Below are 12,477 nucleotides of genomic sequence, written 5' to 3'. Positions count from 1 at the left end.
GTTGATACAAAAGGGTCAGTTGTCGCTGTTGCGAATACCGCTGACCAGCGCCAGTTGCGCAAGACCGTCGGGAGCCAGGTCTTGCAGCAATTCCATGAAATTCTTGTCGATCAGTTTCTTCGCCCGTTGCAGCAAGAACGGCACGGGACTGGCCGGTTCGTGGGTCTGGAAATAGGTGCACAGGCGATCGAGCGTCTGGCGCGCGTCTTCGCGGCTGTTGATCTCGCCACGGCTGGGTAGCGGCTGGAGGGCCGGGGCATCGGCCGTAACAACCGGTGCCGGCACATCCAGTTGCGGACGGCGGATCACTTCACCGGCACGCCGCAACAGTGTGGCCAGGCTGCTCAGATCGATAGCGCGGCCAACACCGACTTTCTCGGTGAGCAACTGCTCGATCTGCACGCTCAGCGCCAGGGCTTGGGCCAATGCGGCTTCGGTGGCGTCCAGCGCCAGCGGGTCAGCCTCGGCCAACGCGCCCTCGATCACCGCCAGGCTGAGGTCACCGGTTGGCTCGGTGGTGGCCAAGTCGATCTGGCGCAGGCTCAAGATGCCCAAACTGCGCGCACTGATCAGCGGCGTGCCCAGCAGGTCGCGCAACAGCCCGGACGGCTCACAGAGAAACGCCAGGATATTGATGCGCAGCAGCGGGTCGTGATCGTCATCGGGATCGAGTTGGGGGTGCAGGCCTTCCCAGCACTGTTCCAGCAACCCATGGATCAACCGCAGGCCCGCAACCAGGCCGGGAATACCGTGCAGGTTGAGCTGGGCGCGGGTCAGCCAGATGGCCAGACGCAGGTCGCGGCTGCGTTCCAGCAGCGGCAAGGCCAGCAACATCACGCGCTTCCAGTTCGGTTCGATGGCTTGGGTGATGGTGTCGCCGTATTGCACCTCGGGCTTGCCCAAGGCTTCCTCTTCCAGCTCAAGGAATTCGGGATCGTATTCGACATTCAGGCCACCGCCGTCGGCTTCGCCGAGAGGCAAGGCAAGCGCGGTGAAATCCAGTGGTTGAGCGTCGGTGGGCAGGCCCATCGCAGTTCCCTCGTTCAAGTTGTTCTGGGAATAGAACAAGCGAGGGAAATGATTTATTCCGAGGGTCTGGAAAAAAACTTAATGCGCACTTTCTTCTTCGGTGCGCCTGCGATGGGACTCGGCATACGCCGCCTGGCGTGCCAGCAACAACGGATCATCCGAAGGCTGGATACCTGAGGGTAATTCCAGCGGGTTGAAGTCGATGTCGCGGCACGCACCGTCGACCTGGGATTGCTGGTCGTCGATCACCAGCACACCGGCATCGATCTGCCGACGCCCCTCGGGCCAACGCACGGTGGCATCGGTGGTGACATCGCCAGGATCGGCCAGGGTGATGATCAGGTGCCAGCGCACCGGCCCCTGCTCCAGTTGCGTGGCAAGGCCAAAGGCGAGAAAGTCGGGATCACCGCGCTGCGCGGCGGTCATCGCCTTGTAGGGTATCTCGGGCACCATGCTCCAACGCACGAAACGCTCCTGGCCCTGGGCGTTGATCATGCGAAAGGCGTTGACGCTGTAGTACGTGGTGTTATCAAAACCGGAAGAGCCTGGATGGACCGCAAGCCATTGTTCGAAGGGGCGCATCTCCGGATGGGCGCGCTTGAAGGCCTGCATCTTTTCCGGGTCAGGAACATTATCGCCATAGGTGGGCATCGAGGCGCGCAACTGCTGGTAAAGACCTTCGGGCGTGTTGACCGGGAACACCGGCACGGAATTCATCGCCATGTACCAGGCGTCGCCCGCAGCGCCCGCCAGGCGCAGCGCCATGCTGCGGATCATGCCATGCGCGTCCGCCTGGGCCGGGTCACCCCCGGCAGCGGACAGGCGACCAATCAACGGCACCGTGCCGCGTTGCAATACGCCGGCGTGGGAAACCTCTGTCGCATTGCCATTACTTTCAAAGTGGCCGCTGATGCACAGGCCCTTGGCATGGTTACGCCGAAACCCGGGATGAGCACCGCCCGCGACCGCTTCCATCTCATCGACGATCTGTACGGCAGAGGGTGACGGCGAATACAGCAGCCATACGCACGTGCCAACAATCACTGCGGCAGCCAGGGCGAAGGACAAACGGAGGTGTTTTTTCAGCGGAAAGGTTCTTTTCATCACGCTATCTGGGATCACGGCATCGGGAACCAATGCCCGACCCCAGCATGGTTATTTCTGAAGGGCGGCGATCCACATCGGTGACGGCGCCCCGGCAAACAACTGGGCGGCACTTCGGTCGGCGACAAGTCGGGCAACGGCGTTGAGGTCCACACCTTCGGGCTCGCCGATCAGGGCGTAGCCCAGTTCAGACTGGCGCCACGTTACTACGTTCATTTGCGCGACGCTTTGCTGGGTGATGGACTGGTCCGGCTTGGGCTCTTTCATCACGCACAGCGCGACCGGCGCACCACTGGCCGGCAGGTACACCAGCTGGATCAGCGCCTTGTTGTTGAAGCGCAGGCGCTGCACACGCTTGAATGTCAGGCCGGCGGAACTGAGGTCGGGAACGCGCAAGGCCAGGCCGTCGATATCCCGGATATCCGCGAGGGTCTTGGTGATGGCATCCGTCGGCTGCGCGCCGTAGGCCACGGTCTCACGGGTGTACAGATGCTGGTAGGCAGCCGCCTGTTGCACCCATGGCGAGGCCTGGGCAACGGCCGGCGCGGTGGTCTCGATACCCGGCTTCAGCGCACCACTGAATGCACCAACTTGAAGCACCAGGGCATAGCAGGCTGCACCCGCAACGAACGTCAGGGCAGGCCATGCAAATTTAGGTTGGAAGAATGCGAACAGGCGGGAGAAAACGCTGTCTGTCTTTTCGTCGGAAACTTCAGCGCTACGAGAGGGGGCAGGTTCAGCCGTATGCTGAGCCGCCAACGCCGCAATACTGAGCTTGAGACTTTCGGGCACCGGCGGCAGGTTCTGCCGGGCAAAGGCTTCCTCATAAGGCAGGCACGAGGCCATCAACCGGGAGACTCGTTCAGCCAGGTCCGGCGAAGCGTCTATGAGCCGCTCTAGCTCCTGGTTCTGTTGCGACGAAAGCTCGCCGTCAACATAGGCCATTAGCAAGGCATCATCCGCTACCATGGGTTTTTCTCTCCGTTTGTATTCATCAGTTTCTGCAGGGTGATTCTCAGCCTTGTGGGCCAAAGCGGCGAGCCAGCGGGTAGCGACAAGCCATCATATTGATATCAGCTTCACGGTTGCAACAAGTCAAAAAACTTTAAAGCAAGCGGCGAATACTCGGTGACACGCACAAATACTTTAAGAGAACACCCGGGAATCGAAAATATTCCCAGGGCCTGATAAATCTTATATGTTTCACTCCGTGTCAGGGTATTTTTCCTGACACGGCTGCCAGAATCATTGGCCTGTAACCTGCATAAGCTGTCATTAACCTTTCAATGACGATCCAAATCGGTACACTTTGTCAGCATCTTGATACAATTCTTCGACACCCAGGACCCTCAGCACCGCAAAAAGGACGCCGCGACACAGGCATCCGCTACGGTATCGACCTCGTAGCCTGACCGCTCCATTTTAGGCATCAAGAAATAATAAGAGGAAATATGTCGATCACCGGTGCTGATTTACCCGCACTGCTCCCCGAACTGTTGCCACGCCTGTGGGCCTTTGCGTTGCGCATTTCCGGCGACAAGCATGATGCCGAGGACCTGGTGCAGCTCGCCTGTGTCCGCGCACTGGAACGGGCCCATCAGTTGCAGCCCGACACCTCGGTACTGAGCTGGATGTTTTCCATCGTGCACTCCACCTGGATCAACGAACTGCGTTCGCGCAAAGTGCGCAGCCGTTCGCGCATGGACTGGAACGACGAATTCCTCGAAACCGTCAGCGACCCCGAGGCGCCCAACCCGGAGTCCGACCTGATGCACCGGCAGATCATCGAAGCCGTGGAAAAACTCCCCGATGGCCAGCGCGAAGTGATGCTGCTGGTGGGCGTGGAACGCTTCAGCTACAAGGAAGCCGCCGAAATGCTCGACCTGCCGATCGGCACCATCATGAGCCGTCTGTCCCGTGCGCGTCAGGCGATCGGCGCGCTTTTTGATTCGCCAAAAAGCAAACCTTTGCGCGCTCGACCGCAAAGCTCCTCCGCAAGCTGAAACCGCTCTACACCGGCGTCCTGAACGGGACCACCCTAAGGACTACGCCACCCCTCCTCCCTCGCCGCGAAATGCACTGGGACTCAGCCCCGTCCACCGCTTGAACGCCCGCCGGAAACTGCGCACATCGCTGTAGCCGACTTCCTCGGTGATCCGCTCGATCGATAGCCCTGGATTGCCCAACAACCCCATGGTCCGCGCACGCCGCACTTGCTCCAGCAAGGCCTCGAAGGTCAATCCATGTTCAGTCAGGCGGCGACGCAAGGTGCGACCACTCATGTTCAAGTCACTGGCGACCTTTTCTAGCTGACTGCCCTGCAAGTCGCGGGAAATGGCGCGTTCAACCGCCTGGATCAGGTCCATCTTCTGGTGCAACTGGGCGCTTTCCAGCTCCAGCAACTCCACGGCCTGGCGCAGCGCCAGGGCATGATGGTTAGGCAGCCGCGCGTCCATCCAATGCGGCGCCAGCACCATGCGGTTGTGCAGGCAGCCGAAGCGTACGTTGTCACCAAACAGGCGCTGGTACTCGGCCCCGTAGGGTGGCGACGCGTGCACGAACTCCATGCGCAACGGCATGAACGCCGGCCCCACCAACGCCCGGCCGTACACCATGAGGCTGGCAAAGAACTCTTCGGCGGCAAACACCTGCACCTCGGCGTAGGGCAACAGGCATTCAACGTCGACAAACACCTCATCGGCGCCTTCGTGGGTTCGGGTGGTGGCGATGCCGCCGGAGGTGTGCTGATGGCGCTCGCCAATCGCAAAGGCGTCGCGCAAGGTCTTGCACAGGGAAATTACATGGCCGAGCAAGCCCAGGGTACCCAGCACGTTCTGGTTGCCGACCCACAAGCCCAGTCCTTGATCGGGCAAGACCTTGAGCGCGCGCTGGATCATCGCCACGGCCTGGCGATAGGAGATGCGCTGGGCCGGGTCATCCAGATCAGCCAGGGTGAAACCCAGGCCGCGGCAAAGAGCCTCGGCACTGGCGCCCTTTTGCGCCACCACCTGCCCCAAGGTCTGCAGCAGGAACGGCGACACAAGCGCCAACTCGAAGTGCGGGTCTACGGCTTTCCTTTGCATGGATCACGGGTTCCTGACTGAGTACTTCAGTTCTTGTTTTAGAAACATTCTGACAATCATAGGCGCTTGCAAGATCTGCTGCACCCTGAGTGAAACCTGTCCGGCAAAGTCCCCCTATCTGGCCGCCAAAACCCTGCCCGGTCGGGCGTGCAGGGCTTATTTCTATGGCCAGCAGTGCCCTAACAATAATAACGAGGCCAGACATGAACCCCACCCGTGCGCTTCACCCGCTGCAACTCGCGCTGTTGAGCCTGATCAGCCTGCCGGCCCTGGCCACCGAAGGCGGCGTCGACAACATCGGCCCCGGCACCGATGGCTTCTACATCCTGCCCCTGGATGTGAACAACCTGCCGGACCATATGTTCGCCTTCAACCTCTACTACAACCACTACGAGGCCAGGAAGCTGGACATCAGTTCCTTGGGCGGCAAGGTTTCCGAGGTGCGCATCAAGTCCGACGCGATCATCCCGCGGCTCGACTACCTGAGCCCGGTGCGCATTTTCGGTGGGCGCCTGGGGGGCTATGTCGCACAGCCTTATCTGAAGCAGCAGGTGGCGCTGTTTGGTATGTCGGACACTCGCGAAAGCATGGGCGACACCACCGTGGCGCCGATCATCCTGTGGGACTTGGGGCCCAGCCTGACCCTGGGTGCGGCAGTGGAAATCACCTTGCCTACCGGCGAATACGATGCGTCGCGACTGGCCAATACCAGCAACAATTTCTACACCTATAAACCGCTGGTTTCGGCGACCTGGATGCCGAATGACCGCACTGAGTTGTCGATCAAGACGACCTACAGTTTCAACAAGGAAAACCACGATACCGACTACCGTTCCGGGCAGATTTTCCACTTCGACTATTCGGCCAGTTATAAGGTGACCGATAACCTCAGCCTTGGAGTGAATGGCTATTACCTGAAACAGACGACCGACGATAAGCAGTATGGGCGTACGGTGGTGAACGTTTTTGGTGAACCGGTGGATGATGGAGTGCGGGGCCAGGTATTTGCGATTGGGCCGGCGGTGTACGTTACGTTTTTGAAATATGCCAGTGCGGAGGTGCGATGGGCCAAGGAGTTTGATGTGGAGAATCGGCCGGAGGGGGACATGGTGTGGGCCAAGCTTACGATTCCGTTTGCTTTGTAAGGCTTTAGCTCCTACAGCCGATTCGGCTGCCTCACCCCACTCTTCAGCTTTCCCCGCTGAACCGCCCTCCGGTTTCAGCCGGGATTCACCCCGCACAACCCGCACAATAGCCCCACAGCTCAACCCCATGGATTCGTGCACCCATGCAAACCACCAATACCGTCTTGATGATTCGCCCGGCGCGCTTTGCCTTCAACCCGGACACCGCGATCAACAACCGCTTCCAACGCCAGCCCCTTGATCCGCTCAGCGCACAGCAGAAAGCGCTGGAAGAGTTCGACAGCTATGTCGACACCCTGCGCAACCACGGCGTGGAAGTGCTGGTGGTGCAGGACACCCCACAACCCCACACCCCCGACTCGATTTTCCCCAACAACTGGTGGAGCAGCCACGCCGACGGCAGCCTGGTGCTGTACCCGATGGAAGGCCGGAACCGACGACTGGAGCGCAACAAAGGCGTGCTGCAAGTGCTGGAACAGCGATTTACCGTCAAGGACACCATCGATCTCAGCCACCTGGAACAACAGAACATCTTTCTCGAAGGCACCGGCAGCATGGTGCTCGACCGCCAGCACCGCATCAGCTACGCCTGCCACTCCGGGCGCACCCACCACGACGCCCTGCGCCAGTTCGCCGAACGCCTCGACTACCAGCTCTGCGTGTTCCACGCCGTCGACCGCCATCACGCGCCGATCTACCACAGCAACGTGATGATGAGCGTCGGTCGCGACCTCTCGGTGGTGTGCCTGCAAGCCCTGCCCGACGCCAACGAACGCCAGGCCTTGGAAAGCTCCCTGCGCGACACCGGCAAAGACATCCTCGCCCTCGACTTCGACCAATTGGAAGCCTTCGCCGGCAACATGCTTGAAGTGCATGACCGCGATGGCCAGCCGCTGCTGGTGATGTCGGCCAGCGCCTGGGGCGCCCTGCAACCCGTCCAGCGCCAGCACGTGGAACGCCATACGCGACCGGTGGTGGTGAACATCGACAACATCGAACGCATCGGCGGCGGCAGTGCCCGCTGCATGCTGGCGGAAGTGCATCTGCCCGCCCGCGCCACCGTCCAATAACTCAAGGAGTCTTGCCATGACCCGCTATATCGACGTCAACGATCTCTGCTACCTGGTCTCGCAAAAAGGCCTGCAAACCTGCATCACCGAGATGGCCGAGTACATTCGCGCCGACTACCTGCGCTGGCAGGATTTCGAAAAATGCGCGCGCCTGGCCAATCACTCACCGGACGGCGTGATCGAGTTGATGCCGGTGTCCGACGCGTCGCTGTACGCGTTCAAATACGTCAACGGCCACCCGAAAAACACCCTGGCCGGCATGCTCACCGTGATGGCCTTCGGTGCCTTGGGCGATGTGGACACTGGCTTGCCGGTGCTACTGGCGGAAATGACCTTGACCACCGCGATCCGCACCGCCGCCACCTCGGCGCTGGTCGCCCGCTACCTGGCCCGCGACAACAGCCGCAGCATGGCGCTGATCGGCAACGGCTCCCAGAGCGAATTCCAGGCCCTTGCCTTCCACGCCATGCTCGGCATCAATGAAATCCGCCTCTTCGACATTGACGCCAAGGCCACCGCCAAGCTGGCGGCCAACCTCAAAGCCTTCCCGGCAATCAAGGTAATCCTGGCCGGCAGCGTCGCCGAAGCGGTGAAAGGCGCGGACATCGTCACCACCGTCACCGCCGACAAGGCCTACGCCACCATCCTGACGGACGAGATGATCGAGCCCGGCATGCACCTTAACGCCGTCGGCGGCGACTGCCCCGGCAAGACCGAGCTGGACCGACGTATCGTCGAGCGCGCCCGGGTGATCGTCGAGTACGAACCGCAAAGCCGCATCGAAGGTGAAATCCAGCACATGCCGGAAGATTCGCCGGTCACCGAACTGTGGCAAGTGATCAACGGCCAGCGGCCTGGCCGCGAGAATGCGCGCCAGGTCACCCTGTTCGACTCGGTGGGTTTTGCCATCGAAGACTACTCGGCGCTGCGCTACGTGCTGGATGTGGCCAAAGCCTTGGACGTGGGCAGCACCCTTGAACTGGTGCCAGACCTGGCCGACCCGAAAGACCTGTTCGCACGCCTGGCCCAGCAGCCACGCGTACAGCAGAAAAAGCGCGCCTGAAAACGCTCTGGCCTGCCGCTTTGAGCCGAGGGCGGGCCAGATTCACCGTCATAAAAAGCCGATTCAGCGGGCGCCTCAGCCGATTCCGCTGCATTGCACGGATTAACAGCGCAATTCGCGCTTTATGCGAGGGGTAAACGACACAAAAAACGCACCACCATGGAGCATCCTCTCCCCCCAATAAGAACGATTTGTTTCAATTCGATTACTGCCCTGACATCAATTACAAAATATAGGGACTTCACATGACTCCACTGCGATCACTCCTCGCCGCGTTGCTGTTGCCACTCTGCGCCACCGCCGCCCACGCCCAGGACTGGAAAGAAATCCGCTTCGGCGTATTCCCCGAGTATCCCCCCTTCGAATCCGTCGCCGCCGATGGCAGCCTGCAAGGCTTCGATATCGAGTTGGGCAACGCCATCTGCGCCAAGCTGGAAGTGAAATGCACCTGGGTGCACAACGAATTCGACGGCATGATCCCGGCCCTGCGCGCACGCAAGTTCGACGCGATCATGTCCTCCATGGCCGTGACCCCGGCCCGCGAAAAGATCATCGACTTCAGTGACCGCCTGTTCCTCAGCCCCACTTCGGTGATCACGCGCAAGAGCGCCGACTTCGGCGACACGCCGGAATCCCTGAAGGGCAAGCAAGTCGGCGTGCTGCAAGGCTCGCTGCAAGAAGCCTATGCCCGGGCGCACCTGGCCAAGCTCGGCGCGCAGATCAAGGCGTATCAGTCTCAGGACCAGAACTACGCCGACCTGCAGAACGGCCGACTCGACGCGACCCTGACCGACAAGCTCGAAGCCCAGCTCAACTTCCTGTCCAAGCCCGAAGGCGCCGACTTCAAGACCGGCCCGGCCTTCAAGGACCCGACCCTGCCGCTGGACATCGCCATGGGCCTGCGCAAGAACGATCAGGAGCTGCGCGCGCTGATCAACAAGGGCATCGCCGCCGTCCAGGCCGATGGCACCTACGCACAGATCCAGAAGAAGTACTTCGGCGATCAGGACATCTACAACGAATAACGTCCGTGCCACGCAAAAGCCCCCTGTAGGAGCGAGCTTGCTCGCGAAAATCGCCAACGATAACGCGTGCAACCAACATAAACGCGGCGCCCTTGAGTTTTTCGCGAGCAAGCTCGCTCCTACATAAAAGAGATCTTCCTCCCCATGAATGAACTCCTCAACCTGCAGGGCTATGGCCCGATGCTGGCCCAAGGCGCCTGGATGACGCTCAAACTGTCATTCCTCGCCCTGGCCTTGAGCCTCGCCCTCGGTCTGATTGCCGCCGGCGCCAAGCTCTCCAGCGCCAAATGGCTGCGCGTGCCGGCCACGCTTTACACCACGCTGATTCGCAGCGTGCCGGACCTGGTGCTGATCCTGCTGATCTTCTACAGCCTGCAACTGTGGCTCAACGACCTGAGCGAAGTGTTCGGCTGGGACTACTTCGAAATCGATCCGTTTACCGCCGGGGTGATTACCCTGGGTTTTATCTACGGCGCGTATTTCACCGAGAACTTCCGGGGCGCGATCCTCAGCGTGCCGGCCGGCCAACTGGAAGCGGCAACCGCCTATGGCCTGAGCCGCTGGCAGCGCTTTCACCTGGTGCTGTTCCCGCAACTGATGCGCTTTGCCCTGCCGGGCCTGGGCAATAACTGGCTGGTGCTGCTCAAGTCCACGGCGCTGGTGTCGATCATCGGCCTGTCGGACCTGGTCAAGGCCGCACAAAATGCCGGCAAGACCACCAACGAGCCGCTGTACTTTCTGATCCTCGCCGGCCTGGTGTACCTGGTGATCACCACCCTGTCCAACCGCATCTTCAAGCGCCTCGAACGGCGCTACAACCTCGGCATCAAGGGGATGGCGCGATGATCGAACTGTTCCAGCAATACGGCCTGGCCTATCTGTTCAGCGATGGCGCGGGGTTGTCCGGCGTAGCGATGACGTTGTGGTTGTTCATCATCTCTGTCGTGTTCGGTTTTTTCCTGTCGATCCCGTTGGCGCTTGCGCGGGTTTCCGAGCACTTCTGGGTGCGCTGGCCGGTGGAGGTCTACACCTACCTGTTTCGCGGCACGCCGTTGTATATCCAGTTGCTGATTTGCTACACCGGGCTGTACAGCCTGGAAGTGGTGCAGGATAACGCCCTGCTCAACCAGTTTTTCCGCAATGCGCTGAACTGCACGCTGCTGGCCTTTGTGCTCAACACCTGCGCCTACACCGTGGAAATCTTCGCCGGGGCGATCCGCAACATTCCCCATGGCGAAATCGAAGCGGCCCGCGCCTATGGCCTCCATGGCTGGCGCTTGAGCCTGTTCGTGGTGGTGCCCGCCGCACTGCGCCGCGCATTGCCGGCCTACAGCAACGAAATGATCCTGATGCTGCACGCCACCTCCCTGGCGTTTACCGCCACCGTGGCCGACATCCTCAAGGTGGCCCGCGACGCCAATGCCGAGACGTTCCTGACGTTCCAGGCGTTCGGCATCGCTGCCCTGCTCTACATGCTGCTGTCCTTTGCACTGGTGGGCCTGTTCCGACTGGCCGAACGTCGCTGGATGCGTTTTCTTGTTCCTACCCGAGGCTAACCCATGAATCAGTCCGCGCAGGCCCTGGCCGCTTATCCCGTTGATGAACCCGTGGCCAAACCCGCCACCGCCGCCATCAAGCTGCAAGTCGAAGGCATCCACAAACGCTATGGCGAACACGAAGTGCTCAAGGGCGTTTCCCTGAATGCGCGCCATGGCGACGTGATCAGCCTGATCGGCGCCAGCGGCTCGGGCAAAAGCACGATGCTGCGCTGCATCAATTTCCTCGAACAGCCGGACGCCGGGGTGATCACCCTGGACGGCATCAGCATCGAAATGCGCCAGGGCCGCGCCGGCACCCGTGCGCCGCATCAAGATCAATTGCAAAACCTGCGCACGCGCCTGGCCATGGTGTTCCAGCACTTCAACCTGTGGAGCCACATGACCGTGCTGGAAAACATCACCATGGCCCCGCGCCGGGTACTGGGCGTCAGCGCCATCGAAGCGGAAAAACGCGCGCGGATGTATCTGGACAAGGTCGGCCTGCCGGGCCGCGTGGCGGATCAATACCCGGCGTTCCTCTCCGGTGGCCAACAACAGCGCGTGGCCATCGCACGGGCGCTGGCGATGGAGCCGGAGATCATACTGTTCGATGAACCGACTTCCGCACTCGACCCAGAACTTGTAGGAGAAGTCCTCAAAGTCATACAGACGTTGGCCGAGGAAGGTCGTACCATGCTGATGGTCACCCACGAAATGGGCTTTGCCCGCCAGGTGTCCAGCCAAGTGCTGTTCTTGCACCAGGGCCGGGTTGAGGAACACGGCGACGCCAGGATCCTCGACCACCCCACCAGCGAACGCTTGCAGCAATTTCTTTCCAACCGTTTGAAGTGAAACCCATGGATACCAAGGCCAACGGACCCCATTCTTCCCCCGCGCTGGACCGCATCGATGAAGCCATCATCGAAGTGCTGCGGCACCAGGGGCGTATCACCTACGAAAAGCTCTCGTCGCTGGTGCACCTCACGCCCAGGCCCTGCCTGGAACGGGTACGCAAACTGGAACGACGCGGGGTGATCCGTGGGTATGGGGCGATCATCGATGTGCAGATGGTCTCGCCAGGCCTGTCGTTGCTGGTGCTGGTGGCCTTGTCGAACCAGAGCGGGCGCTCGGCGCAAAAAGCTTTCGAAGCGTGTGTGAAGGCTTGCCCGCAGGTGTTCGAATGCCAGTTGATCAGCGGCCCGTTTGACTACAGCCTGCGCATGCGCTGCCGGGACATGGAGCATTACCGGGTGCTGACGGAGACCTGGTTGAACAATGATGAGTTGCACATTGATAAGTTGGTGGCGCATCCGGAGTTGGCGGTGGTCAAGAACACCGCTACCGAGTTGGCCTGAAACTCAGTCCACCCAACACTACATCCCCTTGTAGGAGCCGGCTTGCCGGCGATGGCGGCCTTGAA

General features: G+C 60.8%; 13 protein-coding genes. 9 read left to right on the top strand and 4 right to left on the bottom strand.

Annotated elements, in window-relative coordinates; genetic code table 11:
* Window positions 1-15 precede the first annotated feature (15 nt).
* The 3 genes from tssA to CI807_RS18005 all read right to left on the bottom strand — a co-directional run bounded on the left by tssA (window position 16) and on the right by CI807_RS18005 (window position 3,102).
* Window positions 16-1,029 carry a type VI secretion system protein TssA gene (tssA, locus tag CI807_RS18015; RefSeq protein ID WP_095015598.1) on the bottom strand — a complete coding sequence of 338 codons (1,014 nt, stop codon included), beginning with the start codon at window positions 1,027-1,029 and terminating at the stop codon, window positions 16-18.
* A 78-nt stretch (window positions 1,030-1,107) separates the two neighbouring features.
* Window positions 1,108-2,133, bottom strand: coding sequence for a catalase family peroxidase (locus CI807_RS18010; RefSeq protein WP_095015597.1), 1,026 nt, complete (start codon window positions 2,131-2,133; stop codon window positions 1,108-1,110).
* A 51-nt stretch (window positions 2,134-2,184) separates the two neighbouring features.
* Window positions 2,185-3,102: an anti-sigma factor gene (locus tag CI807_RS18005; protein ID WP_025999988.1), complete on the bottom strand. Its 918-nt coding sequence runs from the start codon at window positions 3,100-3,102 to the stop codon at window positions 2,185-2,187.
* 482 nt (window positions 3,103-3,584) lie between these two features.
* Here CI807_RS18005 and CI807_RS18000 point away from each other — a divergent pair, with 482 nt between their 5' ends.
* Window positions 3,585-4,136, top strand: a complete 552-nt coding sequence (locus CI807_RS18000; protein ID WP_095015596.1) for an RNA polymerase sigma factor — start codon at window positions 3,585-3,587, stop codon at window positions 4,134-4,136.
* A gap of 42 nt (window positions 4,137-4,178) precedes the next feature.
* Here CI807_RS18000 and CI807_RS17995 read toward each other — a convergent pair whose 3' ends face one another.
* Window positions 4,179-5,216: an AraC family transcriptional regulator gene (locus tag CI807_RS17995; RefSeq protein WP_095015595.1), complete on the bottom strand. Its 1,038-nt coding sequence runs from the start codon at window positions 5,214-5,216 to the stop codon at window positions 4,179-4,181.
* A gap of 203 nt (window positions 5,217-5,419) precedes the next feature.
* On the opposite strand from CI807_RS17995, the gene CI807_RS17990 reads away from it, so the two are divergent.
* From CI807_RS17990 to CI807_RS17950, 8 genes are all read left to right on the top strand, one after another.
* Entirely contained in the window at window positions 5,420-6,361 is a 942-nt protein-coding gene (locus CI807_RS17990; RefSeq protein ID WP_095015594.1) for a transporter, read from the top strand.
* Between the two features lie 143 nt (window positions 6,362-6,504).
* Entirely contained in the window at window positions 6,505-7,431 is a 927-nt protein-coding gene (ctlX, locus tag CI807_RS17985; RefSeq protein ID WP_095015593.1) for a citrulline utilization hydrolase CtlX, read from the top strand.
* 16 nt (window positions 7,432-7,447) lie between these two features.
* Window positions 7,448-8,494, top strand: a complete 1,047-nt coding sequence (locus tag CI807_RS17980; RefSeq protein WP_016979447.1) for an ornithine cyclodeaminase — start codon at window positions 7,448-7,450, stop codon at window positions 8,492-8,494.
* Window positions 8,495-8,739: 245 nt separating this feature from the next.
* On the top strand, window positions 8,740-9,519 hold the full coding sequence (locus CI807_RS17975; RefSeq protein WP_095015592.1) for an ABC transporter substrate-binding protein: 780 nt from the start codon (window positions 8,740-8,742) through the stop codon (window positions 9,517-9,519).
* Window positions 9,520-9,663: 144 nt separating this feature from the next.
* Window positions 9,664-10,365 (top strand): ABC transporter permease, encoded by a 702-nt coding sequence (locus CI807_RS17965; protein WP_095015590.1) that lies wholly within the window; start codon window positions 9,664-9,666, stop codon window positions 10,363-10,365.
* Window positions 10,362-11,075, top strand: a complete 714-nt coding sequence (locus CI807_RS17960) for an ABC transporter permease (RefSeq protein WP_095015589.1) — start codon at window positions 10,362-10,364, stop codon at window positions 11,073-11,075. Before CI807_RS17965 ends, CI807_RS17960 begins: the two co-directional genes overlap by 4 nt.
* Before the next feature lie 3 nt (window positions 11,076-11,078).
* Window positions 11,079-11,909: an ABC transporter ATP-binding protein gene (locus tag CI807_RS17955; RefSeq protein WP_218239524.1), complete on the top strand. Its 831-nt coding sequence runs from the start codon at window positions 11,079-11,081 to the stop codon at window positions 11,907-11,909.
* A gap of 5 nt (window positions 11,910-11,914) precedes the next feature.
* Window positions 11,915-12,412: an Lrp/AsnC family transcriptional regulator gene (locus CI807_RS17950; protein ID WP_016974875.1), complete on the top strand. Its 498-nt coding sequence runs from the start codon at window positions 11,915-11,917 to the stop codon at window positions 12,410-12,412.
* Window positions 12,413-12,477 lie beyond the last annotated feature (65 nt).

The sequence above is a fragment of the Pseudomonas sp. NS1(2017) genome (assembly GCF_002269425.1).
Lineage (GTDB): Bacteria > Pseudomonadota > Gammaproteobacteria > Pseudomonadales > Pseudomonadaceae > Aquipseudomonas > Aquipseudomonas reactans.
Note: the sequence above shows the minus strand (reverse complement) of the source record. Positions and strands in the feature narration are given on the sequence as shown.